Here is a 26,503-nt window from a genome sequence, read left to right on the forward strand (position 1 = left end):
TGGTGTGATGCTGTAAGGACTCAGCCGCGCGCTGTGCGCGCCCGGCCGCGGATACCGCGGACGTCGATGTGCGGCCCGTGACCATAGCGCTCGCTTCGAATGAGCGGTGCAAGGCGGGGTATTCGAGCGCCCACGTAGCGGTTCGTACGGCATGAGAGGTCAAAATGAGCGAGCAGACCCCATCACAGGCTGAGGGCGAACGAGAGCAAGACACGCCGACGGAACAGTCGGCGTCTGACACCTCTGAAACACCCCGCACCACCCCCTCGCAGACAGAAGGCGAAGACACGGAAGAGGAAAGCCGCGACGCCCCGGAGCAGGACTGAGGGCGGGAGCCACAGCACCACGTCCACGCATACGAGCATCCAGCACCGGACGGTCGAGCAACCGGGGGGCAGCGCCAGCAAAGAGCGCCCCTACACATCCCCACCCCCGCCGTCCCCGGCGACCACCGGGTAACGCGCTGCTCGGGGTGCCGCTGAGCGGTTACGACCGTGCACGCGACCTGTTCGGCCTCAGCACTTCCGCAGCTGTGAGCAGAGCCGAAGCCGCCATGCTGACCGGTGTGCTCCTTTGCGTCGCCGCTGCCTGCGTGGCGGTGCGACGCAAACGGCAATGAGGTCGCCCATGGATGAGCCGCTCATGGATAAGTCGCCCATGAATGATGAGAGGAGGGGAGCTGCGGGTGGGAGGCCGGTTGAACGCGACAGGCGCCGCATCGCCCCGTGACGGCACCGGGGCCGCCGCAGAGCACCGGCGGGGGAAGCTGCCCGGAACCTGGCCGGTCTCCATGGAGGCCACATTCCGCCTGGTGGCCCGGCTGCGCGGGGCCCCGGCGCTGCATCCCCGGGGGCTGACGTGCACGGGCGATCTGGACGTCGTGGATGACGGGGGCGGGCCCTGGGATGTGCCATGGCTGGATGACGCACGCAAGCGGTACACCGCGACGGTCCGCCTCTCGCGAGGAGCCGGCCTGCCCCGGCGCATGCCCGACGCGCTGGGGCTGGCCGTACGGGTGGAACAGGTCGACGGCCCCGGCAGCCTCCTTGACCTGCTCCTGACGAGTAGCGGCCGGGGCCGGGTCACCCGCCATCTTCCGCTGCCGCGCGCGGATGCCCTCGGCGGTCCCTACTCCAGTCTGCTCACCTACCGGGTAGGTGGCGCCAGCCGCACCCTGGCCGCCTTTCCCCGTCGTACCCGCCAGGCGTCCGTTCACGGCGACCCCGAGAGTCTGGCCGAGGCGCTGGCCGCCGGGCCACTTGTCTTCGACCTGTGCGCCGAGACCACCGACCGGGCCTGGCGTCGGTTCGCCGTGCTCACGGCACGTACTCCGCTGCCCGTACCGCAAGAACAGAGCCTCGGCTTCGACATCTACGCGCACAGCGCTCCCGGATTCACACCGGGCAACGCCTTGGCCGCCACCCGCCGCGCCGCCTACCGGGGCTCACGCGCAGGCCGCCTAGGAACGTCCAGCCCGCCCCCTCGCGTTCCCTGACGGGGCAAACCCGTGGTCACAGCGTGCGGCAGTCCGCCACGCTGCTGCCGACCGACGCTGCCGCGCCGGAGCAGATGGAGGTCGCGCGATCGTCCGACGGCCCCCGGCGCCATGCACCGCGCGGCGGCCTCCCGTGCCACGGCCGTGACCAGGCCGAGCGGTACGGAGCCGCCCGGAACCACCTCGCCGAGCAGCTCCTCACCGGCCTCGAACTGCGCGCCACCCACCTCACCGTGAAGGTTGCCGTGCTCGCGCGTGACGCCGACGCTCCGCGCGGCCCGCTGTCTGCGATCTGCGCGCCGAGGCCCGTGACGCCGGTAGCACCGCGGATTCAGTTCGTCCTGCCCTGGCCTTCCACCACGGCGTCCTCGGTGAGGTGAGCGGGACACGGTCCGCGCCCTCATCGACCGCCCGCACGAGCTCGCGCCACCGGGCGATTGCGCCTACTACGCCGACATCGCCCGCTACACGGGCGGCCCGCCGGTAGTGGCGATGACCGTCACCTCGGAGTGGCCGGCCGCGTATTGGCAATGTGCCGCCGCCCAGGTGGCGTGCCGGGCCACGGCCAGGGCAGCCGAGAGGTCCAGCCCGAGCACGGTGACGCCCGGCATCGCGGCCAGGTGCTCCGCCTGCCCGCGGCCGGGCACGGCCGGTTTCCGCGAGCGCGCACGCTGGGGCGTACAGGTGCCAGCCGGCCTGGGCGGCATGGGGATAGCCGCCTCGCCAATCGCGAGCTCGGTGACGACTGGTCTAGACATTCGAACACATGCTCTATTGACGGCATGGTGCACAACAACCACTCCCCCGAACTCGTACAGACCCAGCGCGACTGGACCCGCACCTACCAGGCCCGCGCCGACCGCAACACCGTCCTGCGACGGCGGCTCATCGGCCTCTCCCGCCGCCTTGTCCAGGACGTACCGCGTGCCGAGCAGGCCGACCTGCGCCGCCGCGCCCAGGAGCCCTCATGACCCGCCGCTCCTGGACCATCACCGCCCGCCAGAGTTCGGTCCTGATCTACGGCAACAACGCGGGCCCGACCAGGCATTTGGTCCCGCTGCCGCTGTCCGTGCGCCGGGGTGGCTCTCACAGTTCGTCGCGCGTCACTCTCCGTCGGGCCAGACAGCCCACTCCCCAGATGACCGCGAAGATCGCCACTGTCCCCAGGCCTGCTGGCTTTCCGGCCACGGTCAAGGCGAGGCCGGAATTCAATGTGCCCCCGGGCTCACGGTCGAAGCCCACCGGCCGAGCCGCCGAGGCCTGCCCTCGACCGCGACGGCACCGAAGACGGCGAGAACAACTAGGGCTGGGCCGGGCCCCGGCCGGCTTGGTGACCGGGGCCCGGGAGTGGCTCAGTCGTCCTGGCTATTCGCGTGCCGAGGCAGGCAGAACATCAGCACCCACATCAGGGTCAGCAGGCCGCTGGCCCACCACAGCACGGTGACGAACGCGTCGCGGTTGACCGTGGCGTCGGGAGAGCCGCCGGTGATGGCGAAGAACAGCACGGCGGTCAGCGCGGTGCCCAGTGCGATACCCAGGTGAATGGCGGTGTTGAACAGGCCCGAGGCCGAGCCGGCGTCCTCGTGCGGGACTCTGGCCAACGACAGATCGGCGAGCGGCCCGGAGACCATGCCCAGGCCGAAGCCGATCAGCGTCACCGGAGCGGTCATCGCCAGAAGGGTCAGGTCCCCCTGGTGGCTGCCGACCTGAAGCCCGTAGGTGACCATCGCGGCGGTCGCGACGAGGGCTCCGGCCTGTGGCAGGCGGCGGGCGAAACGTCCGGCGGTCTTCGCCGCGACCGTCGCGCCGCCCAGTTCTCCCACGGAGAGCAGCACGAAGGCCAGGGCCGCGTGGAACGGGCTCATGCCCAGTCCGTTCTGCAGGTACAGCGTCCAGGTCATGAAGAACAGGCCGCACAGCAGGCCGTGCAGCAGGTCCGCGGCCATGCCCCCGGAGAACTGCCTGAGCCGGAAGAGGGTCAGGGTCACCAGCGGGGCATTGCCCTGCCTGCGCCGCTGGTGACGCAAGAAGACACCGAGGACGAGGACGCCGGCGGCGAGCACGACGAAGCACCACAGCGGCCACCCCTGAGCGGGGCCCTCGGTGAGCGGGAAGAGGACCAGGATGATGGCCAGGCCGGACAGCAGCATGCCGGCCACGTCAAGCCGGTCGGCCCTGCGGACGGTCGATTCGGGGACATATGTGCGTCCGAGGAGGAGTACGGCCAGTCCGACGGGCACATTGACCAGGAAGATCGGCCGCCAGGACAGCCCGAGCAGGTCGGCCTGGGTGAGTACGCCGCCCAGGACCGGGCCCAGGACGTTGGCGATGGCCAGGACGGCCCCGTACAGGCCGAACGCCTTGCTGCGGTTGTGGCCCTCGAAGGTGACATGCATGGTCGCCAGGACCTGCGGGATCATCACGGCCACGCCGACGCCCTGGAGCAGACGGGCGCCGATCAGCATGCCCGGGCCGGTGGCCAGACCGCACAGCAGCGATGCGGCGGTGAACACGACGGTGCCGATGAGCAGCATCCTGCGACGGCCGTAGATGTCGCCGAGCCGTCCGCCGGTGATCAGTCCGACGGCGACGGGCAGGGAATAAGCGGTGGTCAGCCACTGCACCGCGACCGGCCCGGCGCCGGTCGACTCCTGGATCGCGGGCAGGGCGGTCAGGACGACCGACTGGTCGAGCATGTTCATCAGCTCGGCGGTCAGCAGCGCCAAGAGGGCGATCCAGGCCGGCAGGGCCATTTTCGGCCGGTGAGGTGCTGGGTGTGGGTGAGGGCTTTGGGTGGTGTGCTGCGGCTCGTTGTCGAGCGCGGAGGAAGACACGACGGGAAACTCCTGATCCAAAGGAATCGGGGAGCCCTGCCGACAGCCGCACCGGGGCCGGAAGACACCAAAGCCCGGGGCAGACGGCAGAGCTGCACCCGGGAAAAGAAGACTGCGGGGATGGGTGACGCAACTCAGACCAAGCGCGACGTCCGCCCCCGGACACGTGCGACAACACAGCACGTGGGGAACACGGACGACTACATGGCCTGGTTGATAAGACGTCACCTCAAGATCGACACAGCGGGAACAGGGAGTCCGGTTCGCTGCCACCGACACGTCGGCACAGGAACCGAACCATCATACTCCGAGCCAGCCTTCGTCGCCGGCTCCGGAGAGCTTGCGGCGTAGGCCCGGTGGGCCTCCGGCCGGGCTTGCCGTCGGGGCTGCGCTCGGTGTCACCCGTCCGGAGCCCATGTGTTCGCCGTTCGCGTGCCCGGAACGCAATCTGACCATGGACGGGCCCGGGCCGACATGTGAGGGCCGAGTCTCACCGTGCAGCGGAGGAAGCCGGACGACTCAGTCGCAGGACGGGGCGCCCGAGGCAGTCCGGCGAGCCGCGGCGGCAGCCGACGCGGGGCGAACGGAGGAAGCTCGGAAGCTGCTCGGGGCAGCGCTCGCCCAGGATCGTGACCATGAGCCGGCCTGGCTGTGGCTGGCCGCGCTCGTCGACGACGACAGTGAGCGCCGCTACTGCCTGGAGCGGGCGGTGCGTGCCAATCCGGAGAGCACCGCCCGCACCCAGCTGCACGACCTGCGCCGGGTCGAGCCGCACCCGCCGGATGAGGCCGCCCCCTTCGCCGACCCTCCTCTGCCGCCCGACCCCGTCGGGCGGCGGCTCCCGTGGCGGCCCTGGCGCTCGCGCTGGGTCATGGCGCTCCTCGCCGCCGCCGTCACGGCGACCGCCGTCCTCGGCGTTGCGGCTGCTGGATTCAGGGGAGAAGCCCGTTCACATCGCCGTGGTGACGAGCACCAGCCCGTCCGGCGCCACCGGTGGGCAGGAGGTGTTGCAGGGCGTTCGCTTTCACGTGGACCGGATCAACGAGAACGGCGGCGTCGACGGCCATCCGATCGAACTGCTGATCTACGACGATCACGACGACCCGGGCAGAGCCCGCACGGTGGCACGTGACATCGTCGACGACGGTCGGCCGGCCGTCGTCATCGGACACACCAGCAGCGACACCTCCATCGCGGCCGGTGAGGTCTACCGGAACGCCGGGCTGCCCGCCATCACGCCCACCGCCACCGCCGAGAAGATCACCGCGGGCAACCCGTGGTACTTCCGCACGGCCTTCAGCAATCACGCACAGGGCACCTTCATCGCCGCGTACCTGCGTCACGCGCTGGACAAGTCGAAGGCCACCGTCATCAGGGCGGACACCGACTACGGCCGCAGCCTCGCCGACGGGTTCACCACCGCCTTCGACAAGACCGGCGAGGTACACCGGACACTCACCCTGGACGACCGGTCCGCGGACCCCGCGGAAGTGGCGCGGGCCGTGCGGGCGGCGCGGTCCGATGGTGCCGCGGGCGCCGTCGTACTGGCCCTGAACGAAAAGCCGGCCAAGGCCGTCCTGCGCGGTCTGCGTACAGCGGGGGTACGGGCCCCGGTGGTCAGCGGTGACATCCTGAACAGTGACCGTTTCGCCGACGTGCTCGCCCGAATATCGCGGCGGGAGCGGCCGCGAGTCCCCCTGACCGGCGGGTTCTACGCGGCGTCTCCGTTGATGACCGACAGTCTCAGCGGTGCCGCGCTGGAATGGGCGCAGTCGTTCCGGTCCGAACACGGAAGGCTGCCCTCCTGGCGGGCCATGGCCGCGCAGACCGCCGCCGATGTCGCGGTGCGGGCCCTCGCGCGCTCCGGCATGGACGCCTTGCGCCCCGACGCCCGCGAGCGCGACGCGGTCCGTGCCGCCTTGGCAGCGATGGACAGCCCGGCCCACGGGGTCCAGGGCATCCACGGCACGGTCTACTTCGATGCCACCCGCTCGCTGCGGCAGCCCGTCACCATCGCCGTGGCGGAGGACAACGCCATGGTCTCCGCCCCGCTCCAGCTCCAGCCCTACGCCGGTGATCCCGGCGTCGATCCCAAGGCGGAGGTCGCCGCCGGACGGGCGGTGGACTTCGACGGCCAGGTCCTGATGCGTCAGCAGATCGTGTCCACCGGCATCAACGTCAATGAGGTGAATGCCCTCGAAACACGCGCACGGACGTATCAAGCCGACTTCTTCCTGTGGTTCAGGTATTCCGGCAGCGACGACGTGACGGAGGTAGAGTTCGCCAATTCCATCGACCCGGACCTGGACAAAGGAAAACCGGTGCGGTCATCGGACGAGAACGGCATGAAGTACCGGCTCTACCGGGTCACCGGAACCTTCAAGGTCACGCTGGACTTCCATGACTTCCCGTTCGATCGACAGCACCTGACCCTCGCCATGCGCAACCGCTCCCTGCCCGACTCCCGCGTCATCTACACGATCGACCGCCGCCTGCTCGAACTGGACCTGAAAACTTCTCTGCGCAGCGGAAGCGACACCAACGTGTGGGCCGAGCGGCTGCCGGGCTGGACCGATCGGCCAGGGCACTCCCGGCATCGACTACGACCAGTACACGGCCGACATGACCATCGAGCGGGACGTCGCACCCTTCCTGGTCAAGAACCTGCTGCCCCTGCTCCTTCTGGTGCTGGTGACCTACATCCCGCTGTATTTGCCGCGTAGTTCGGGATACACGGGCGTCAGAGTCGCCTCCGGCACCACCGCCATCCTGTCCACCGCGGTACTGCTCACCACCGTCACCAGTTCCTTGCCGGATGTGGGCTACGGCGTGGCCATCGAATGGTTACTACGCGTTCATCCTGCTGGCCGCGCTCTGTGTGCTGCTCGCCCTGGTCAGCGGCCGGCTCGCCGAGGGAAACAACGTCGTGGGCTGGCGCAACCTCACCTTGGCCGCTCGGATCGCCTACCCGCTCTACTGTGCCGTCGTCGTCCTGATCTACGTATGGCGGTACTGCTGAGCACCGCTCGCAGGGGCCCCTTCCGGATCTTCCAGCAGGTGCCCTGTCTTACGGTGGGCCGATACCGGAGAAATAGTGCACTGCTGGGTCTTTGCGGTCAGCTGACGAGCACTCACTCCCTAACCGACACACCGGGCAAGTGACTTAGCATCTGCCCTGCCCTGGATCAGGCACTCAATCAGGTAGTCGCCCGTGTCCTCATCGATGGTCACGCCGTGGGTCTCGCTGCGGAAGCCCGGGAAGCGGCGGTCGAAGGACTCCAGAGCGGTGAGATAGCGCAGCAGCGGGCCGTCGGGTGCGCCGATGGACTCACCCGGCATCAGGACCGGGATGCCAGGCGGGGTAACCGTCACCATGGCGGCCGCCACCCGGCCCGCCGCCTCCGAGATCCGGACCCGCTCGGTGTCACCCCGCACCAGCCGCTGGTAACAATGCTGAGGTGGTGCCACGGGCTGTGGGAGCTGCTGGAAGGCCGTGTCCAGAAGCTCCACCAGGCGCGCTGAGCGCAGTTGCTCGTGCATCTCCTGGCACAGCCCGCGCAGGGTCAGACCCGCGTACCGGCGGGGATGAGCGGCGACGGCCTCCGGCAGGACGCGCTCCAATGGGGCGTCGGCGTCGTAGAGGGCCTTGAAATCCGTCAGGGCGTCCAGCAAGGTGCCCCACTTGCCCTTGGTGATGCCCATGGAGAACAGGATCAGCGTGGTGTAACTGTCGGTCTTCTCCACCACAATCTTCCGGGTGGCCAGATAGGCGGTGAGCACCCGGGCCGGGATGCCCTCCTCAGCCATCTCGCCGGTGGCGCTGATCCCCGGACAGGTCAGCGTGACCTTGACGGGGTCCAACATGCAGTGGTCCTCGGTCAGCCCGGGAAACCCGTGCCAGTCGGCGCCGGGCTCCAGCAGCCAGCAGGACTGCTCGGTGCGCAGCAGCTCCGGCGGGGCCTTCTCGAACGGCAGCCGTTCGCCGGTCGCCGGATCGGTGACCGTGTCCGGCTGCCACACCCCGAAGAACCACGGCGGCCGGTCCCCGGCGCTCTCGATCCGCCGTCGTAGGCGCACCATCTCCTGACGGAAGCGGATCGCCTCGGTCACCGCCTCGTCGATCAGCCACTCGCCCTGCGGGCCGTCCATCATCGCCGTCGCCACGTCGAGCGAGGCGATCATCGGGTAGAGGGGCGAGGTGGTGCCGTGCATCATCAGCGCCTCGTTGAACCGGCCATGCTCAACCGGTGCCCGCGGTGCCGATCGCATGTGCACCATCGCGCTCTGCGACAGCGCCGCCAGCAGCTTGTGCGTGGACTGGGTGGCGAACACGGTCGGGCGGTCCGGGCCGGGGAAGTTGACCTCGTCCACCGACATGCCGTAGCGGCCGGCGTAGAGCGGGTGGAAACGGGCGTACGCGAACCACGCCTCGTCGAAGTGCACCCGGGGCGTACTGGCGGCGAACGCGCGAGCGGTGGCTACGGCGTCGTAACTCAAGCCGTCGTAGGTGGAGTTGGTGAACACCGCGTACTGCGGGTGCGGGGACACCGCGCCCTCGGCGAGCGGATGCGCGGCGATCCGGGCCGCCACCGCGTCCGCGGCGATCTCCGCCGGGGGCAGCGGTCCCGCCAGGCCGTAGCCGTTACGGGTGGGGACCAGGTAGACCGGCCGGGCACCCGAGACGACCAGGCCGTGCAGCACGGACTTGTGGCAGTTGCGGTCCACCAGCGCGATCTCGTCGCGGGTGACACTGAAATGACCTACCAGGCGATTGCACGTCGAGTCGCCGTGCAGCACGAAGTAGGTGAGTTCGGAGCCGAACACACGGGCCGCGTTGCGCTCCGCCTCGCCGATCGGGCCGGTGTGCTCGAACAGCGAACCCAGCTCCTCGACCGAGATCGACAGATCGCTGCGCAGCAGCCGCTCTCCGAAGTAGTCGTGGAAGGCGCGGCCCGCCGGCGACTTGAGAAAGGCGACACCGCCGGAGTGGGCCGGGGTGTGCCAGGAGTATTCGTGGGCGTCGTCGAAGCGGCGCAGTGCCCGGAAGAACGGCGGCAGCACGGATTCCCGGTATGCGTGGGCGGCGGTGGTGATACGGCCCGCGATGAAGCCTGGGGTGTCCTCCAGCGGCCAGACGTAGCCCACGACCGACTCGGACACCCACAACGGAAGGTCCCCCAGGCCCTCGTCGGCCATCACCAAGAAGACGGGCAGGTCCCGGAACCGGTGCCCAATCCGGCGCAGCACAGCGCCGCCGCCCGGGGTCCCGTCGAGGGTGCTGCCCGGCCGGGCGAGTGTGCCTCCCGGCGCGGCGAGCGCGGCGCCGGGCCCGTCACCGGCGACCCTGGGGAGGTCCCAGGCCACCAGCGCCGCCGCCAGACCAGCCTCGGTGCGCAGTACCGCGTCCGCGTCCTTTGCCGTTACCGCCCACCGAACTTCGAAGCCGCCCGCCTCGATCGCATCCCGGATCTTCCGTAACTGCTGGGGTCCGGCGCCCTCTCCCCGGGGGTGTTCCGGTACCGCGACCAGGACCCTGCTGTCGGCCATGCGCTCTCCCGCCCTCCACGGCGGCGCCCCCGCCGCCCCCGCCAGTGTTCTGGCTGCGCACAGGGCAGAACGGCGGCCGGGAAGGCAAACCACCGTTATGGCGGAAACAGCCGTCTCGACGTTGACTTTCGCAACACGCCCAAGAACCCCCGCCCCCGCATCCGTGGCCCCATCCAGCCCGCCGAGGCCGAGGTCCTGCTGCGCGTCGGGAGCGACGGCGGCATCAACCCAGACGACGCCGCCCGGCGACAGGCCCTCCAAAACCTCGCAGCGATCCCGCTGTCATAACTTTGCGCACCCCGCTGACATCTACTCTGCGCATGACAGCCGCCGCATGGCCCCGGCCGTGCGTGAGGCACTCATGACGGTGACCGCGAGCACGCCGGCCCGGGCGACACGCAGGCGGCCGCGTGGCTGGACGCGCTGAAAGAACCCGGTACGTACGTCGAGGATGTGTGGGCGGGCTGACGTTCCCTCTTAGGACGGGGGCCGGTCCCCGCTTCGTACGGTGCGAAGATCCCGCGCCCGGTGATCGCCGGGCGCGTACCCGCTCAGACGGCGGGGCGGCGGGACACCTCCGGGGTGCCGCCGGCCAGCGCGACGGTGCTCGACAAGCACCTGGAAGCAGTGCCGTTCGGTCTCCCCGGCGGGGAGGTGAGTCCGTCGAAGGCGCCGAGGAAATAGGGGGCGACGACGACCCTGGCGCGCACCAGGCGGTGCCCCGTCCGTTCTGCGACCTCTTCGATCAGCGTGACGTCACCACCTCCACCTGATGGTGGTGGCTGTGCACAACAACTCGCCACCGCCCTCTGGATTACGGCCCGCGACAGCCCGCTACCCAGCAATCCCCCCACGAACGCGGCCTGTTCGCCCCTGGCCACCCGACGCTGCACGCTCTGGACGCTCTGGAGGCGGTCGACGAGGTACTGCGTGAGGGCGCACTGTACCGACCTGGTCGGTCGAAAAAGTCAGCCGCTCGGCCGGCAGGCGCTCAGGCCGTCCTCGCGGATTCTTACACCGCTTTGTCGTTGCTCTGCCGTCGCTGTGAAACGGGCCCGGCAATGTCGTTCTCGCAGCCGCGGGGCCCGTCCCGAGGCGCAGGAACCACAGCGAGCAGGAGCGGACATGACGTACACGAACAAGAAGACGGGGAGGCGGGCGGGGTTGGCCGTCGCGGCCACCGCACTGCTGGCCACCGCCGCGACCACCCTGCCGGTGAGTACACCTAGGGCCGCCCCGGTGGCCGCTTCCCGGACCGCGAGCGCCCCCACGTGGTGCCCCACCGTCCCCGGTCACCGGGTCGACTGCGATGCCCTCGACCGCCCGCTGGTCGCCGGCGAACCCGCCCTCGGCAGGGTTCAGGTGAGCTACGCGGTCGTACGGCACAGCGGCGCAGGCCCCGCCAAGGGCACGGTGGCCGTCAACACCGGCGGCCCCGGCGAGGTCGTCATCGACCGCGCCCCCGTCTTCGGTCACGCGCTGGGCGACCTCCTCAAGGACCACGACCTCCTCCTCGTCGACCCCCGGGGCGCCGGCCGCTCCGAACGCATCCCCTGCGGCGTCACGGACGCGGAGTACCGCTTCGGCACCCGCGCCCAGCAGCGCGCCGCCGTCGAGCGCTGCGCGGAGAACCTCGGGCCCAGGGCGGCCGGCTACACCAGCGCGGCCACCGCCGACGACATCGACGCCGTCCGCGCCCGCCTCGGCGTGCCCCAGCTCTCCCTCTACGGTCTGTCCTACGGCACCTACCTGATGCCGGTGTACGCCTCCCGGCACCCGGAACGGGTGCGCTCGATCGTGCAGTCCGGGGCCTACCCCCTGGGCTTCGACCCGCTGTCGCGCCCTCAGGCGCAGGCCGTCTCCCTGTCCCTGCACCGCGTCTGCGGGCGCAGCCCGCGCACGGCCTGCGACGGGAAGCAGGCCGTGAACGACCTCAGGACCGTCGCCGCCCGGCTGCGGACCCGGCCGATGACCGTGCCGGTGACCACCGGGCACGGCACGTACTCCGTACGGTTCACCGAGGGCAAGCTCGCCAATCTGCTGTACGAGGCGGCCAGCCGCGAGGTCGGGGCCGCGCCCGGCGAGCCCTCGCTGCTCGGCCGGCTGCCCGCGGCTCTGTCCGCGTTCACCCGTGGTGACACCACTCCCCTGCGCACGCTGGTCCAGGAGGACGGGGCGTCCGGCAGTACGGAGGACCAGGCGCCGTACATCGGGGTGGTGTGCAACGACTACCGTCAGGCCTGGTCGGCGAAGGCGCCGGTGGCCGAGCGATGGCGGCAGTACCGGGCGGCGCTGGCGGGTGCGGGACGCGGCGAGCACGGCGCGTTCAGTGCCGAGGGGTTCAACGAGGGGCCCACGGACGGCGGGGACGTCTGCATCGGCTGGCCGCGCGAGAACACCGCGCCGCACCGGCAACCCACGCACCCCAAGCTGCCGGACGTCCCGGTGCTCGTGCTCTCCGGCGACCTCGACGCCAACACGCCGGATGCCAACGGCATCCGGGCGGCACGCCAGTTCGACGACAGCAGGTTCTTCTCGGTGCGCAACACCGGGCACGTCCCGGAGTGGGAGCCGACCGGCTGCGTGACCGGCGTCTCGACCCGTTTCCTGCGCACCGGCGGCCCCGGTGACACCTCCTGTTTGCGCGGCCTGGAGCCGATCGCCGTCGAGCCCGTGCGCGAGTGACCACCACAGAGGGCCGGTACGGGCAACCGGACAGTCCCGTCGCAGTGGGGCGGCCCGACGCCGTGGCCAGGCACGGCACCGGTGAAGATGATCACATGAGAGACGCAACGGAGCACCCCCGCACGGTGCTCGTCGCCGAGGACGACCCCGGAGTGCGCAGCACCCTGGACCAACTGCTGCGCTTCGAGGGCTACAAGGTCCTGCTGGCCGCCGACGGCCTGGAGGCCCTCGGCCTCCTCGAAAGGGAGCGCCCCGACGTGGCGGTGCTGGACGTGGTCATGCCGAACCTGGACGGTCTGGGCCTGTGCCGGATGCTGCGCAGGCGCGGAGAGCGGCTGCCCGTACTGGTGCTGACGGCACGACACGAGGTCGGCGACCGGGTGGCCGGTCTCGACGCGGGCGCCGACGACTACCTGGCGAAGCCGTTCGCCACGGAGGAACTCTTCGCGCGGATACGGGCGTTGCTCCGCCGCGCCGAACCCGCCGAGGCCGGCGGAGCCCTCTCCCTGGGGGACCTGACCCTGGATGCCGAGGCACGCCAGGCCTTCCGGGGCGAGCGCCGACTCGACCTCACCAAGACCGAGTTCGACGTGCTGGAACTGCTGCTCCGCCACCCGGGCGTGGTCCTCACCCGCTCCCAGATGTACGAGAGCATCTGGGGCTACGACTTCGACACCACCTCGCGCTCCCTGGACGTCTACATCGGATACCTCCGCCAGAAGACCGAGCAGGCGGGCGAGCCCCGGCTGATCCACACCGTGCGCAGCGTGGGCTACACCCTGCGGGCCGCCTGATGGCACGGACACCGTGCCGGGCACGCCGCACGCTCCGTACGAAGATCACCGCGGTCGTGGTCGCGGCCGCCGCGCTCGCCGTGACCCTGGCGGCGGCCATGTCGTACCGCGGGGTCAGCGACCTCGTGGGCGAGGAACTCGAACGCGGCCTGGAGGACCGCATGCACACCGTCCACACGCTGGTCGCGGCGGGGCTGACCCCGCCACCCCAGCGGGGCGGCGCCGACCAGGTGGTGTCCGGTCAGGGGGCCGTACGCCGCCTTACCCCGTCCGGTCCGCGCCTGCCCGTCTCGGCGGCCGCCCTGCGAGTGGCTCGGACGGGGAAGGGCGGGCACCGGGAGGACCTGGTCGTCGACGGCACCGAGTACGGGGTGCTGACCCGGCCGCTGCCCGGCGGGGGCGCGGTGATGGTGGCCCAGAGCTACGAGGGGGCGGCACGGGTCGACGACGCGTTCCTGTGGCGCGTCACCGGCACGACGGCCGCCGCCCTGGCCCTGTCCGCGCTGTTGAGCTGGTTCGTCGTGGGCCGGGTGCTGCGGCCGGTGCGCAGGCTCGCGCGGACGACCGCGCACATCACGGCCACCCGGGATTTGACCACCGAGCTGCCGCCCGCCGGTTTTGACGAGGTGGGCCAGCTCACCCGGAGCTTCGCCGCCATGCTCGCGGCGCTGCGCCGCTCCCGGGACCAGCAGCAGCGCCTCGTCCAGGACGCCAGCCATGAACTGCGCACCCCGCTCACCTCGGTGCGCGGCAGCGCCGAACTCCTGCAACGGGGCCGCGGCAGACTCACCGCCGAGGACGAGGAGCAGATCCTGGGCACCCTGGTCACCGAGACGGCCGCCCTCGACTCCCTGATGCGCGAACTGGTCGAGCTGGCCACCGACCGGTACACCGACGAACCCCCGGCGACCGTCGACCTGGCGGTCCTCGCCGAGGACACCGCGCTCCGCCACCGTGCCCGTACCGGCCGCACCATCGCCGTCACCACGCAGGCCCCCGTCCCGGTACGGGCCCGGCCCGGGGCTCTCCAGCGCTGCGTGGACAACCTCGTGAACAACGCGGTGAAGTTCAGCCCCGCGGGCACCCCGGTCACCCTCCACGTCGAAGGGTGCCGTCTGTCCGTCCGCGACAGGGGCCCCGGCATCGACCCAGCGGACCGCGAGGCCGTGTTCGACCGCTTCTACCGGGGCTCGCGCACCCAGTCCACGCCGGGTTCCGGCCTCGGCCTGGCGATCGTGCACGACAGCGTCACGGCCGACGGCGGCACGGTGTTCGCGGCGGACGCCGAAGGGGGCGGAGCGGAGGTGGGCTTCGTCCTTCCGCCGGCCGAGCAGGCTTCGTACGCACCGCTCGACAGACGGCGGCTCCGGAAGGGGCCGAAGTCACATGCCCAACCAGTAGCTCGACCAGCACAACAACCAGACCACGGACCTGGACGGCCGATCCTGTGACTCGAAGGACCGCGTGACCGTGGGGGACTCCGTACGTTTCAGCCGAGCCACCGGACCAGGCAGCGGTGCTCCGCTGTAAGCCAACCCGTTCGGCTCGTGCACCCCCGACAGGGGCCATCGTAGTCCCGCGCCTTGCGGCGGGCGTTCATGCACCAGTCGATCGTACGCTCGACTATCCAGCGGCGGGGTAGACCGACGAGGCCCTTTGCGCCCTTGGGCGGAAACGATGAGCAGACTCAGCCGGAGGCGGTCGCGGGCCCAGTCCACGAGTTCGTCGGCGTAGCCGCGGTCAGTCCAGACCTGGGTCATCTGGTGCAGTTCGGCACCGTGGCCAGCATCCCGAAGGCCGACTCGTATGGCTGACCCATGCAACTGAAGTCGTGCAACGTCTGCGCCACGGATAAGCCCGCGACCTCCGCCATCATCGGCTTCTTCACCATGCTTCGAGTTGTCAGTGGTGATGATTCAGTTCCGTGATTTCGACCGTCAGAAGCGGAGTTGGATGAGAAATGCGGTCCTCTGGGTCCTCGTCCGCGACGGATGGACGGAGCTACACGTTCGCCCCGCTCACCGCTCTCACTGCTCTTGACAAACAGCGTGAGGAATCAGTCAGGCTGGCGCCGGGCGCCCCCAGTGACGCTGTGACGGAGCGGTGGGAAGCACCGCCGACGGTGCCCTCACTCCAAGGTGTCGAGGACCTCTTTCACAATGCCGGTGGTGGTGTCGGGGTGCAGAAAGACGAGGCGGGCCGCCGTCTGTCCCTCCCACCGGGTCGGGCATACGAAGGCGATCTGCCGGGCCAACAGGTCGGCACACCACCTCCGGTGATCGTCGGCGGACCAGCCGCGACGGCGGAACAGCACCACGGACAGCTCCGGTTCCCGTAGAAGCTCCAGCCGTGGATGTTGATGGATCAGGTCGGCGGTGTGCCGGGCGAGCCGGGATTCCGGCCTCCACCGCCCTGGCGTAGGCGTCGGTGCCGTGTACGGCCTAGGGAGAACCACAGTGGCAGTCCGCGGGCGTGTCGGCTGAGGTGGTGCGCGTAGTCGCTCGGGTTCCAGCGGACTGTGTCGTGCGCGTGGAAGATGTCGAGGTATTCGGCGTCCTGAGCGTGCACGGCCCGGGCGAGTTCCGGGTTGCGGTAGAGCAGGGCGGCGCAGTCGTATGGGGCCATGAGCCACTTGTGCGGGTCGACGACGAGAGAGTCGGCGCGTTCGATGCCGGCGAGCCTCCTCCGTACGCTCGGCGCGAGCAGGGCAGCCGCGCCGTAAGCGCCGTCCACGTGGAACCACATGCCGTGCTCCTGGGCGATGCGGCCCACGCCGTTTAGGTCGTCCACGATGCCGGCGTTGGTGGTTCCCGCGCTGGCCACCACGGCGATGACCGTGCCGGTGTCCCGTTCCGCGGCATCCAGGGCGGCACGTAGGGCGGGGCCGGTGAGGCGGTGGTCCTCCTCGGTGACGAGCAACGAGTCGAGGTCCAGCAGGCGGAGGGCGGACATGATCGAGGAGTGCGCCTGGTGACCGACTGCGACGCGCATCGGAGCACCGGTGGTGGGCCGGTCGCGCCTTTCTCGCGCGGTCTCCCGGGCGACTGCGAGCGCCGAGAGGTTCGCCGCGGTGCCCCCGCTGACGAAGCAGCCGCCGGCCTCGCGCGGCAGACCGGCCAGCCGCGCGAGGAGCGCCAGGACCTGGTTCTCCGCTGCCACGGCACCGGAGGCCTCCAGCCAGGACGCGCCCTGGACGGATGCGCTGGAGACCACCATGTCGAAGAGCACAGCGGCTTTGGTGGGGGCGGCCGGCATGAGGGAGAGGTAGCGGGGACTGTCGCAGGAGATCACCGCCCGGGACAGGTGCTCGTCGTAGATGCGCAGCACCTCGGCCGCGTCATGGCCCTGTGCCCCGATGAGTCCTGCGAGTCGGCCATGCAATGCGTCCTCACCGACAGGCTGGTCCAGCGGCACCGGGTCCAGCGTCAGCCGCTTTCGCATATAGGCGAACAGTAATTCCGCCAACCAGGGGTCGTAGGAGTGCATGCTCGGTCCATCTCCTTCCGAAACATTCGGCTAAGGCATTCGAGCACGGACGATCCCCTGCTACCCGGGTGACTCGCGCCCGCCCCACTGAACTTCCTGACTCGCCACAGGAGACAATGCTCCATTCCGTATGCCCAGAACGCTATGGTGCTGACCGCGCGCAGGGGAACGGAGGAGAAACCACTTCCCTTTCTCCACCTGACCGCGATCGACGATTACCCCATTCGCCGCCGCCGAAGTCGTTGGGCGACACCATGCTGACATCACACATCGAAGACCAGCAGCCCGTCACCGTCTGCGCCCGAGCGCTCGTCGTGGAGGACGGGTTGGCCTTGATGGTGCGCAACCACGCCCCCGAGATCGGCTACTGGTACGTCCTTCCCGGCGGAAAGCAGCACCGTGGTGAACGTCTCGACGAGACGGCGTGCAGGGAGACCCGTGAAGAGACCGGCATGAGTATCCGTGTAGGGGCGTTGTGGTGTGTCTGGGAATATCTGCCCGAGCGGAACACCATGCCGCACGGACAGCCCGATCAGCAGATCCACTTCGTCTTCCATGCCACCCGCCACCGGCCGTCCTCCTCACTTCCTGCGCGGGGGGCCGCTGTCTCCTCCCGCCCGGATGCACGGCAACAGGCGGTGGAATGGGTGCCATTGCGTGACGTGACCGCGGCTCAGCTGTATCCCGGCGCCCTGGCCGCGCGACTGCGCGAGCCGGATGCCGTCACCCGCGAACACGTCTACTTGGGGGACATGTGCTGAACCCCGTAGCCACCGCCTCTCGCCGATCCCGCGCCAGACAGCTGGGCAGACCCTCTCCGAAAGGCAGATCACTCACATGACCCGCACCGACGACTCGGCGAATCCTGCGCAACTCGTCCTCTTCAGCGGGGGCAGGGACAGCACACTGGCCGCTGCCTCCCTGATGCTCCAGGGCATCCCTGTCCATCTCTTCCATGTGAGCAGTGGACCGCCGGGCTCCACGCTGACCGCATTCCGCGTGGAAGAGCTCCGCCAGCGTTTCGGGGACCTCGTCGAGAAGTTCTTCATTGCGGATGTCGAGGGCACTTTCCGCAGCTTGGCCATGGAGGACCTCGAACAGGACATTCTCACCCATCGCAAGAATCTGATCCTGCTCGGCGACAAGCTGGCCATCTACGTGCACGCCGTCGACTACTGCACACGCAACGGGATCAGCGTCATCAACGACGGAATCGTCCGCTACCAACAGGATTTCCCCGAACAGCGCAACGTGTCCCGCGAGTTCTTCGAAAAATTCGTCGCGAGTTACGGCATCACCAGCCACAGCCCCATCTACGAGTACGCAACCTCGCAGGACCTCGTCAAGTACCGGCTGATGCAGCTGGGGTTGTCCACAAAATCCCTTGAGGAGAACTTGCTGTTCGGCGACTGCGCCTCCACTCCTTCTGACGACGTGGTCCAGGCATATCTCCGGCAGAAGGAGCCGAAGGCGAGAGACATCGTCGATTTCCTCATGGGAAAGCACATGTCGGCCCACACGCACGCACGTTGAAGTACAGCTCCACCGAACCGGTGGGAGCAACAGGCCCTGCCCGCCATCCGCACCGCGGAGGTTCGCGCGCAGGTGGCTTCGACGGTGAAGGGACGGCAACAGCCATGCCCCAGGACGGCCGCACGCCGACAGGAGGCGAAGGCCCGCAGACGGAATCGTCACCGGGGAGCGATCCAGGACATCTTTCGGCTCCCCAGCGACCGCAGGACGAGAGCACCGTCTTGCGGAGCCTGTGCGTGTTCTGCGGCGCCGGCACCGGGGCACGCCCCAGCCACGCACAATTGGCGGCCCAACTCGGCCGCACATGCGCAGGGCAGGGCATCCGCGTCGTCTACGGCGCCGGCGGTGTCGGCCTCATGGGCGCACTGTCCGACGCCGTGCTGGCGGAGAAGGGAAAAATCGTGGGGGTGATCCCGCAAGCGCTGATGGACCGCGAGTACGGCCGCACCGACTTGACCGACCTGCGCATCGTGCAGTCGATGCACGCCCGTAAAGCCCTGATGCACCGCTTGAGTGACGCCTTCATCGCGCTGCCCGGGGGCTACGGCACCCTGGAAGAACTCTTCGAGATCACCGCCTGGGCACAGCTCCGGTTGCATCAGAAGCCGATTGTCCTGCTGGATTGCGACGGATTCTTCGAACCGCTGCGCCGCATGCTCGATCACGCCCGCGACGAAGGCTTCATCTCCCCCGCCGACCGACTGCTCGTCCAGCATGCCTCCACGGTCAAGGACGCTCTGCGCAAGGCGGCCCAACTGCCGTACGCGTCCGCCGCGGCGGAGGGAGCACCGAGGCTCACACTCGACCAGACGTGAAGCCCTACGTCGTTGCCCTGCCCCCGGAGTCGGCACCAACTTCGTCTCCGACGTCATCGGCGGAACCCGCAGGTCGTCAGGCGGGCAGACCCCGTCAGAGGCGCCCTGCCACGGGCCGCGGCACGCACCGGCATGGCTACACGCACTGCCGTCGGTGATGACGAATTCGGTCCGCTCAACCTCCAGCCCCGGCTGGGCCGGCAGTGGGCCGAACAGGAGCGGAGTCAGTTGAGGGATGTGGTTGCCGTGACGGTGCCACGGCAGACGCAGGCGTGCTTTTCTTAGCGCGTGGTGACCGACCTGAACTGCTTTAATTCGTTGATCGCCCGTTCCGCCGAATTCCGTGCCCGGGAGCGGGGGCCTTGCCGAAGCCAGTGCACATCTCCGTGAGCGCGGTTCTCTCCCATTTCCCTGAAGGGGACGGCGGCTCCGCATCCCACACCTCGATGGTCAGACCTGCAGTATGAGTGTGCCCGCCGCTCGTGATATCCAGGCCCGGTCTCGCGCGCAGGACCGAACCTGCCTCCCGCCCCTCGGGAAACGGGACTGGAACTCACTCCATCCCCCTCCACGTGGTCGCCGGCAACCTACCGAGGAGGACCTGGGGTGCCCTCGGTCCGGTCAGGAGGCTGCTACGAGCCGGCCACCCGGCGTGGCCGGGTCAGCCGAATGCTGATCTCCTGCTCTGTGGAGAAGGGCACGACAGGCTGAAACATCCGCGAACAGCCTGTACTTGACCGGCAACTCCGCCACCATCCTCGATGATGGGGACCGCCCACGGCAACAGACCAAACAACGCTGGAAGGTACGCACATGACGGTGGATGCCGACACGCAGCAGGAGCGCGTCGCGGGACGGGTGTGGACGGTACGCCTGGACCCCTACGGCCGTCCCTCCGCCGGCACGGTCCGGCTCTCCTGCTCCCGCCCGGCCTGCCCCGATCAGCGTTTCACCGACGGCGCCGCCGCGGCCCGCAAAGCCGCGGTCGCCCACGTCAACCTGCACCTGGCCCGCATTCGCGCGGGCGGCGGGCCGCGCGACGAGGCGTGGTGCGCCTGCCGCGCCGCCGACTGCGCCTGGCACACCCCCGATGCGGCCGTTGGACCGCGCGGCAGCACACGGCCGACGGCCGAGTCGGGGACAGCACGGTGCGGCGGCCCGGTGGCCCTGACCGTGTACGCGGACCGGACCGGAAGGCTGTGGCGGATCGCGGAGATGTGCGCACGGTGCGCGGCCGCCATCGGTGACTGCCGTGTCCTGGACACCGCCGTACCCCCGGCCCGCACCATCCCGGCCGGGACGGACCAACCGGCACCGACACCGGCCGCCACGACGGGCGGTGGGGTGGCGGCGGTCTTCTCCGACCACCACCGCTCCCCCGCGACCAGTGCCTCCCCCGCCGCCACACCGGTCCCCTGCGCCCGCACCACCTCACCGGGCAAGGCGCCCCGGCGGGCGAAGAGATGGGGGAAGATCGCGCAGCGGATCGTGCCGCACGACCTCGAACCCGACGTCCTGCGCCTGGAACTCATCGACCTCGGGGACGCCTTCCGCGCCTACCAGAAGCGCACCGAGCCCGACCTCGCCCTCCTCGCCGACCTCCACGAGCGCAAGGCCCGCGCCTTCCGCCTGTGGGCCGACGCCAGCGGCGACGGCTCCCTGCGGCACGAAGCAGAACGAGCCGAGAAGGCCGCGCAGACCACCCGCGAGATGCACGCCAACCGTGGCGGCTGGCCCGCCGACGCCACAGCAGACGACGCCGGCCCGGTGGTGGAACGGCTGCTGACACGGCAACAGGCCGTGCATGCCCGTGCCGTGCTGGACTACGCCCAGGCGTATGCCCCGCGCCCGGAGGCCGAGGTGCACCTGGCGGTGCTCATGCTCACCCTGCGGGCCGCCCGCGCCGGCGTCGGGAACATCACCGGCCAGGACCTCACCGGCTGGCTCCAGGACGATGCCGAGCGGGTGCTGCAGCAGCTGGTCGACGCCGACTGGCTGCGCCTGCCCGGCACGGTCCCCGAGGTGATGGCCTCCCGCCCCGAGAACCCCGTCGCGGTCACCGTCCCCACCCTGCTGCCCGACCAACCTCGCCCTTTCACCTTCGGCAAGATCACCCGCGCGAGGATCTCCGGCTGGGCCCAGAAAGCGGCGGGCGACCGAAAGCTCCGCAAGAAGAAGGCCAGCGCGGCGACCCGGCTCCTGGCGCTGTACACCGCCGCCCACACCCGCCCCGGCGGACACCTCGGGCACGCGGAAGACGGAGGACTCCACCTGGACAAGGCCGCCGTGTTCTGCGCCCTGCCAACCGAACAGGTGGGCGACCACGTCGAGTTGCTGGTCGCTGCCGACTGGCTCGCTGAGGTCGACATGTCCGAAGGACGGCTGCGTGGACAGCTGGCCGAGCGCGTCCTGCCGCTGGCAGGACTCCTGTAGTACGCGCATCGGGGTCGGTCAGCCGTGTGAGCGACCGGATCGTGTGGGCTTCTCATGGTGGGGGCGCGAAGTCGGTGAAGCGTGCGTAGTGGGGCTGGAAGGCAATGCCGGCTGCGATCGTAGGCCGGGAGTTCCGTGCCTTTGCGACCACGAGGTCGCCCTCCATGGGCCGAGCCGTCCGGCGTACGCGTCCTCGCGGTGGACCAGGGCCGGGCCACGCTGTCCGTGGTGAAGGCGACTCCATGCTGTCCCATGGCCCTGCAGCTACGCGACCAAGAAATGAGCCTGCGCGACACATCAGGAAGCGGCTCGTCATCGCCACCGGAGCCGAGAAGGGGCAGCATCACTCCCCGGCGACCGTGCCGAGGATGTTGCGCGAGCACGACGAACACGGCGCAGCGATCTTGGCACCGCAGTAGACCCGTCAGTCGCCCAAGAGCTCTGAGGAGGACGCCGGGGGCCCACGTGGACATGTCGAAGGTGTACTCGAAAGGCTCCACCGCGCGGTACGGGCCCTCGGCCCGGACCGTGAATATGTAAACGCTCGGAAAACCGGTCTTCCACCGGTCGTGATCGTCGAATAGGAACGTCAGCGCCTCCCTGGCGGCATCGGGATGGGATGAGTCAGCACTCGCTGGAGCATTTCGGCCGACTCCCCCACCGCCCCGGGTCGCCCCCGAAGTCCGGGCCCAGACACCGGGGGGCAAGAAACCCGCCGGTAGTTCCGGGACTCCGCATACGCCGTGTACGACAGCAGTTGTAGCCGCCGCGTGCCTACCGCGCTGGTATGACTCCAAAGCCAAACCAGTGCGGGATGACGTCGCGCGAGGCCTATCGGTAGCTTCCTGGACCAGTACGACCACGGGCCGGCCGACCGCCGGCCGTTGCGTCCCGGAAGGAAACGGCACTCATGAAGATGCGTACGACCTTTGCCGCCGCCACTGCGGTGATCGCTCTCGGTGGCGGGTTGGCCCTTGCCCCCGCGGCCTCTGCCGCCTCCGCCGACGAAGTGGGCGCCCAAGCCATGTCGTGCTCGACGACGAGGATAAGCGACTATCGCGCGTCCGGCTGGTGCTCGGGTGGCAGGGACTGGCGTGTGGGCGTCAAGTGCACCGACGGTCAACACTATTACTCCGTGGTCAACAAGATCCGCGGAACGAAGTACGCCGCGTGTGGCAACGGAAAGATGACCCACCGGTGGATCGACCAGTGGTGACGTAGCACTTCGCATTCGCTCATGGCGACGAGATCCCGTCCGATCTGAATTGTCGGACGGGATCTCGCCGCTGTTGAAGCGGTAGCTCCTGATATTCAGTACACCGCGGGGACTTTACCGCCCCGCCACGGCATGCAATTCCTCGCCGGCGGGACAGGCCGTTTGGCCCCACGACAACCTAGACCGCGCGGCCTGCCGCCTACGCCACAGCCCGGGACCAGGCCGAGCAGCACGATAACGCCGGCGAGCGCGCCACCAGCCAGACCCAGCGCGTTTTCGTCTTGGCCCTCACCGACCCGGATGCCGCCGACGAACGCTCAGGGCCCTGTCTGCGCCCGGGTGCCGGAGCCGCCTTCAGATCTGCCGAGCCCACCAAGGCGCCGGCGGGTGCTCCGGGCGTCAGTGTCACGGCGTCAGGTTCAGGACGCGGACCGGCTCGCCGATCCGCCGGTCGGGGGCGGGGGTGGCGATGACCGCTCCGTCGGGGCGGGCCGGGGGGGCGGTCGGTCCGCGTACTGGCAGTGTGCTGCCGCCCAGGCCTCGTGCCGGGCCACGGCCAATGCCCCCGAGAGGCCCAGCTCGGGCGCGGTGACACCCGGCAGCGCAGCCAGGTGCTCCGCTGAACGCAGCCGGGCGGGGTCGGTTTCCGCGAGCGCGCACGCGGGGGCATACGGGTGCCAGCCGGCCTGGACGTGCGCGCTCGTGGATGAGGCGGGAGGCGAAAACGTTGCCCGGCCGCGGCCATCGCGGTGTCGTCCAGCACGAGGTGCGTGGCGTCGCTCGCCGGGGGCCGTCTGGGCCAGGCGGCGGTCCAGCTCGCTGCCGAGGTCCTGCTCCTCAGCATGGGTGGGCGCGTAGCCGTCGCACTCCTTGAGCGCGGCCCGGGCCTGCTCGGCCCGCGCGGCAGCTCGTCAGGAGCGAGGTGGGTCTTGGCGAGCCGGGCCAGGTAGGCGCGCAGCGACATGCCCTCCGCCGCTGCCAGCGCCGCGAGCCGGTCCCGGGCTGTCTCGGGAATGCGGGCCTGGGCGCCGGACACCACACCTAAGCACGATGCCCGTTTGCCTATAAGGCGTAGGTAGGTGCATGCTGCCCGTAGGCAACTCGAAAGAAGGTGATGGTCGTGGTTCGGGCGGGACTGACCCCGGAGCGGCTGACGCTCGCTGGTGCGGAGCTTGCCGATGAGGCCGGTTTCGGCGAGGTGACCCTGTCCGCGCTCGCGCGGCGTTTCGGCGTGAAGCCGGCGAGCCTGTACGCGCACGTGAAGAACTCACACGATCTCAAGACCCGGATCGCGCTGTTCGCGCTGGAGGAACTCGCCGACCGGGTCGCCGACGCCGTGGCCGGGCGCGCGGGGAAGGACGCCCTGACGGCCTTCGCGAACGCCTACCGTGACTACGCCCGGGCGCACCCCGGCCGGTACGAAGCAGCCCGCTACCGGCTCGACCCGCAGACCGCCGCGGCCAGCGCCGGCGTCCGGCACGCGCAGATGACGCGGGCGATCCTGCGTGGCTACGAACTGGCTGAGCCGGACCAGACACACGCGGTCCGCATGCTGGGCAGCGTCTTCCACGGCTACGCCTCCCTGGAGGCAGCCGGCGGCTTCGACCACACGGACATCGCCGCACAGCAGTCCTGGGCCTGGACCCTGGACTGCCTCGACACCGCGTTGCGGAGCCGGTCCGCCTCCTGACCTGTCGCGTCACCCGCGACGGCTGCTCTGTACCGACCCGGCAGCACCCCCACCCCAGAATGACAAGGCTTGAAGGCAATGAGCACCGAACAGAAGCTGATCACCACCCCCGTCACCGCCGACTTCCTGCGCGGGCACCTCGACGTGGAAGAGACCGCCCATGGCCTGCTGCCCCACCGGCTGCCTGCCCGGGCGCGCCGCCAGATCCCCGACGACCAGCTGGCCGTGGCCGAGGCCCAGCCTTCCGGTGTCCGGCTGGCTTTCCGTACCAACGCCACCACCATCCACCTGGACACCCTGCCCACCAAACGCGTCTACCGGGGCTTCCCGCCCCCGCCGGACGGCGTCTACGACCTCCTGGTCGACGGCCGACTCACCGCCCAGGCCACCGTGGACGGCGGGAACCTGCGCACCGTCACCGACATGCTGACCCAGACGGCGGAATTCACCCCGGGCCCGGTCGGCACCGCCCACTTCACCGACCTCCCCACCGGCGAGAAGGACATCGAGATCTGGCTCCCGCACGCGGAGATCACCGAGGTCGTCGCCCTGCGCAGCGACGCCCCCGTCGAGCCGTCCCCGGACCAGGGGCGCCGAGTGTGGCTGCACCACGGCAGCTCGATCAGCCACGGCTCTAACGCCGCCACCCCGAGCACCACTTGGCCCGCGCTGGCCGCCTCCGCAGGCGATGTGGAGCTGATCAACCTCGGCCTCAGCGGCAGCGCGCAGGTCGACCCCTTCACCGCCCGCGCGATGCGCGACACCTCAGCGGACCTGATCAGCCTCAAGCTCGGGATCAACGTCGTGAACGGGGACACCATGCGCCTGCGCGCCCTCGCCCCCGCCATCCACGGCTTCCTCGACACCATCCGCGAAGGCCACCCCGAAATCCCTTTGCTCCTGGTCTCCCCCGTCCTGTGTCCGACCCACGAGAACACCCCCGGACCTCTCATGCCGGACTTCTCCAGTGGAACCCTGAAGTTCAAGGCCACCGGCGATCCGGAGGAGACCGCCGCCGGACGGCTGACGCTCTCGATCATCCGCGACGTCCTGGCCGACATCGTCAAACAGCGGGCCGCCGAGGACCCCAACCTCCACTACCTCGACGGACTCGACCTCTACGGCGAGAGCGACCACGAGGAGTTTCCCCTGCCGGACGGGATACACCCCTGCCCCGAAGGACACCGCCGCATCGGCGAGAACTTCGCCAAGCTCGTCTTCACACACAACGGGCCCTTCGCCATCACGACTGGCTGAGCCAGAAACCTATGGCCGACAGGGAGAGGGCTCCGGTCGACCGACGGCCACGGCGCACACGTATCTCAGGAACCTGCGGGCCCGCCAGCCCCACCCCCGGAATCAGCCCAGGGCGGTGAGGTGCTTGATCCGGAGCAGTCGGACGAGGTGGCTGACGCCGTACCGTTTTGTATCCGTCGGAGCGGCGCTCCGGCTCGTCGAGCAGGCCGAGGTCGTGGTAGCGCCGTACGGCCCTGAGGCCGGTGCCGGCCAGCTCCGCCGTCTCCCGGGTGCTCCACGCCATGATCGGTGTCTCCCTCGCCGTCCGGTGCCGTCGGCGCGGTCGCGCCAAGGGCCCATGGAACCGTGACGCAACGGCAGACCCGTACAGGGGAGGGCGTATCGGCCGCGCTCGGCACGCTCTCGGTGATGGGTGCGTACGACGCCCACCGGAGCCTTCACCCAGTTCAATGGCCCGCTGCGGAAGCCAGTACGCAGTAGTGGAGATCCAGGTCGCGCACTCCTACGGGCCGAACACCGAACGCTTGCTCGCTGTGAAGTCCGCGGTCGACCCGGACTTCGTCTTCGCCGCCACTCCGCTCCCCGTCGGGAACGCCTACGCCGGTTCCATGCCTGGGTGAGGCGCAGCCGAGATCGCGGCCCCGCGCAGCGCCACCGCCCTCCTGACCGTGATGTCGCCTCGGTCAGGAGGGCGGCCGCCCGCTGTCACGGGTGATGC

21 protein-coding genes and 4 pseudogenes are annotated in these 26,503 nt (G+C 69.8%); 17 read left to right on the forward strand and 8 right to left on the reverse strand.

All coding sequences use genetic code 11. The features are described 5' to 3' along the window. Positions 1-164 precede the first annotated feature (164 nt). The 3 genes from J2N69_RS00215 (at position 165) to J2N69_RS00225 (ending at position 1,875) form a co-directional block, all read left to right on the forward strand. The gene (locus J2N69_RS00215) at positions 165-326 is read left to right on the forward strand and encodes a hypothetical protein (RefSeq protein WP_230898843.1); all 162 of its coding nucleotides are present in this window, start codon (positions 165-167) and stop codon (positions 324-326) included. Positions 327-697: 371 nt separating this feature from the next. Next, entirely contained in the window at positions 698-1,495 is a 798-nt protein-coding gene (locus tag J2N69_RS00220) for a phosphodiesterase (protein WP_230898844.1), read from the forward strand. A gap of 23 nt (positions 1,496-1,518) precedes the next feature. Then, complete coding sequence (locus tag J2N69_RS00225) at positions 1,519-1,875, forward strand: hypothetical protein (protein ID WP_230898845.1); 357 nt, start codon at positions 1,519-1,521, stop codon at positions 1,873-1,875. An 84-nt stretch (positions 1,876-1,959) separates the two neighbouring features. Here J2N69_RS00225 and J2N69_RS00230 read toward each other — a convergent pair. Then, positions 1,960-2,197, reverse strand: a pseudogene (locus J2N69_RS00230) (hypothetical protein); the annotation flags it as partial. Between the two features lie 80 nt (positions 2,198-2,277). Here J2N69_RS00230 and J2N69_RS00235 point away from each other — a divergent pair. Then, entirely contained in the window at positions 2,278-2,466 is a 189-nt protein-coding gene (locus J2N69_RS00235; protein WP_230898846.1) for a hypothetical protein, read from the forward strand. Positions 2,467-2,847: 381 nt separating this feature from the next. Here J2N69_RS00235 and J2N69_RS00240 read toward each other — a convergent pair whose 3' ends face one another. Continuing rightward, complete coding sequence (locus tag J2N69_RS00240; RefSeq protein WP_230898847.1) at positions 2,848-4,248, reverse strand: MFS transporter; 1,401 nt, start codon at positions 4,246-4,248, stop codon at positions 2,848-2,850. An 863-nt stretch (positions 4,249-5,111) separates the two neighbouring features. Here J2N69_RS00240 and J2N69_RS00245 point away from each other — a divergent pair. Together J2N69_RS00245 and J2N69_RS00250 are read left to right on the forward strand one after the other, a co-directional pair. Continuing rightward, complete coding sequence (locus J2N69_RS00245; RefSeq protein ID WP_269075583.1) at positions 5,112-7,052, forward strand: ABC transporter substrate-binding protein; 1,941 nt, start codon at positions 5,112-5,114, stop codon at positions 7,050-7,052. Between the two features lie 92 nt (positions 7,053-7,144). Beyond that, entirely contained in the window at positions 7,145-7,348 is a 204-nt protein-coding gene (locus J2N69_RS00250; RefSeq protein ID WP_230898849.1) for a hypothetical protein, read from the forward strand. A gap of 119 nt (positions 7,349-7,467) precedes the next feature. Here the strand turns inward: J2N69_RS00250 and J2N69_RS00255 are convergent, their stop codons facing one another. Continuing rightward, positions 7,468-9,876: an Orn/Lys/Arg family decarboxylase gene (locus tag J2N69_RS00255; protein ID WP_230898850.1), complete on the reverse strand. Its 2,409-nt coding sequence runs from the start codon at positions 9,874-9,876 to the stop codon at positions 7,468-7,470. A gap of 1,125 nt (positions 9,877-11,001) precedes the next feature. Here J2N69_RS00255 and J2N69_RS00260 point away from each other — a divergent pair. The 3 genes from J2N69_RS00260 (at position 11,002) to J2N69_RS00270 (ending at position 14,806) form a co-directional block, all read left to right on the forward strand. After that, the gene (locus J2N69_RS00260) at positions 11,002-12,561 is read left to right on the forward strand and encodes an alpha/beta fold hydrolase (protein WP_230898851.1); all 1,560 of its coding nucleotides are present in this window, start codon (positions 11,002-11,004) and stop codon (positions 12,559-12,561) included. A gap of 95 nt (positions 12,562-12,656) precedes the next feature. After that, a complete protein-coding gene (locus tag J2N69_RS00265; RefSeq protein ID WP_230898852.1) occupies positions 12,657-13,355 on the forward strand; it encodes a response regulator transcription factor in 699 nt (232 codons plus the stop codon). Beyond that, positions 13,355-14,806, forward strand: coding sequence for a HAMP domain-containing sensor histidine kinase (locus J2N69_RS00270; RefSeq protein WP_230898853.1), 1,452 nt, complete (start codon positions 13,355-13,357; stop codon positions 14,804-14,806). Before J2N69_RS00265 ends, J2N69_RS00270 begins: the two co-directional genes overlap by 1 nt. 677 nt (positions 14,807-15,483) lie before the next feature. On the opposite strand, the gene J2N69_RS00275 is transcribed toward J2N69_RS00270, so the two are convergent. Continuing rightward, entirely contained in the window at positions 15,484-15,672 is a 189-nt protein-coding gene (locus tag J2N69_RS00275; RefSeq protein ID WP_230898854.1) for a hypothetical protein, read from the reverse strand. A gap of 47 nt (positions 15,673-15,719) precedes the next feature. Then, positions 15,720-16,841: a pyridoxal phosphate-dependent decarboxylase family protein gene (locus J2N69_RS00280; protein ID WP_230898855.1), complete on the reverse strand. Its 1,122-nt coding sequence runs from the start codon at positions 16,839-16,841 to the stop codon at positions 15,720-15,722. Positions 16,842-17,095: 254 nt separating this feature from the next. On the opposite strand from J2N69_RS00280, the gene J2N69_RS00285 reads away from it, so the two are divergent. The 5 genes from J2N69_RS00285 to J2N69_RS00305 all read left to right on the forward strand — a co-directional run bounded on the left by J2N69_RS00285 (position 17,096) and on the right by J2N69_RS00305 (position 22,838). Beyond that, positions 17,096-17,602 (forward strand): NUDIX domain-containing protein, encoded by a 507-nt coding sequence (locus J2N69_RS00285; protein WP_230898856.1) that lies wholly within the window; start codon positions 17,096-17,098, stop codon positions 17,600-17,602. Positions 17,603-17,678: 76 nt separating this feature from the next. Further along, positions 17,679-18,374 carry an adenine nucleotide alpha hydrolase family protein gene (locus J2N69_RS00290; protein WP_230898857.1) on the forward strand — a complete coding sequence of 232 codons (696 nt, stop codon included), beginning with the start codon at positions 17,679-17,681 and terminating at the stop codon, positions 18,372-18,374. Between the two features lie 221 nt (positions 18,375-18,595). Further along, positions 18,596-19,189 (forward strand): LOG family protein, encoded by a 594-nt coding sequence (locus J2N69_RS00295; RefSeq protein ID WP_269075662.1) that lies wholly within the window; start codon positions 18,596-18,598, stop codon positions 19,187-19,189. A gap of 813 nt (positions 19,190-20,002) precedes the next feature. Then, positions 20,003-21,622: a hypothetical protein gene (locus J2N69_RS00300; RefSeq protein ID WP_230898859.1), complete on the forward strand. Its 1,620-nt coding sequence runs from the start codon at positions 20,003-20,005 to the stop codon at positions 21,620-21,622. Between the two features lie 910 nt (positions 21,623-22,532). Further along, the gene (locus tag J2N69_RS00305) at positions 22,533-22,838 is read left to right on the forward strand and encodes a hypothetical protein (RefSeq protein WP_230898860.1); all 306 of its coding nucleotides are present in this window, start codon (positions 22,533-22,535) and stop codon (positions 22,836-22,838) included. 405 nt (positions 22,839-23,243) lie between these two features. On the opposite strand, the pseudogene J2N69_RS00310 reads toward J2N69_RS00305, so the two are convergent. Next, positions 23,244-23,583, reverse strand: a pseudogene (locus tag J2N69_RS00310) (hypothetical protein). A 49-nt stretch (positions 23,584-23,632) separates the two neighbouring features. Further along, positions 23,633-23,874: pseudogene (locus tag J2N69_RS00315) on the reverse strand (hypothetical protein); the annotation flags it as partial. 84 nt (positions 23,875-23,958) lie between these two features. Between J2N69_RS00315 and J2N69_RS00320 the strand changes: the two are divergent. Together J2N69_RS00320 and J2N69_RS00325 are read left to right on the forward strand one after the other, a co-directional pair. Beyond that, the gene (locus tag J2N69_RS00320; RefSeq protein WP_230898861.1) at positions 23,959-24,528 is read left to right on the forward strand and encodes a TetR/AcrR family transcriptional regulator; all 570 of its coding nucleotides are present in this window, start codon (positions 23,959-23,961) and stop codon (positions 24,526-24,528) included. A 78-nt stretch (positions 24,529-24,606) separates the two neighbouring features. Continuing rightward, on the forward strand, positions 24,607-25,785 hold the full coding sequence (locus J2N69_RS00325; RefSeq protein WP_230898862.1) for a GDSL-type esterase/lipase family protein: 1,179 nt from the start codon (positions 24,607-24,609) through the stop codon (positions 25,783-25,785). 105 nt (positions 25,786-25,890) lie between these two features. Here the strand turns inward: J2N69_RS00325 and J2N69_RS00330 are convergent. Further along, positions 25,891-26,068, reverse strand: a pseudogene (locus J2N69_RS00330) (MerR family transcriptional regulator); the annotation flags it as partial. 166 nt (positions 26,069-26,234) lie between these two features. Between J2N69_RS00330 and J2N69_RS00335 the strand changes: the two are divergent. Then, positions 26,235-26,405: a BBE domain-containing protein gene (locus J2N69_RS00335; protein WP_330166787.1), complete on the forward strand. Its 171-nt coding sequence runs from the start codon at positions 26,235-26,237 to the stop codon at positions 26,403-26,405. Positions 26,406-26,503: the final 98 nt, after the last annotated feature.

Source organism: Streptomyces huasconensis, from assembly GCF_021028635.1.
GTDB classification, from domain to species: Bacteria; Actinomycetota; Actinomycetes; order Streptomycetales; family Streptomycetaceae; genus Streptomyces; species Streptomyces huasconensis.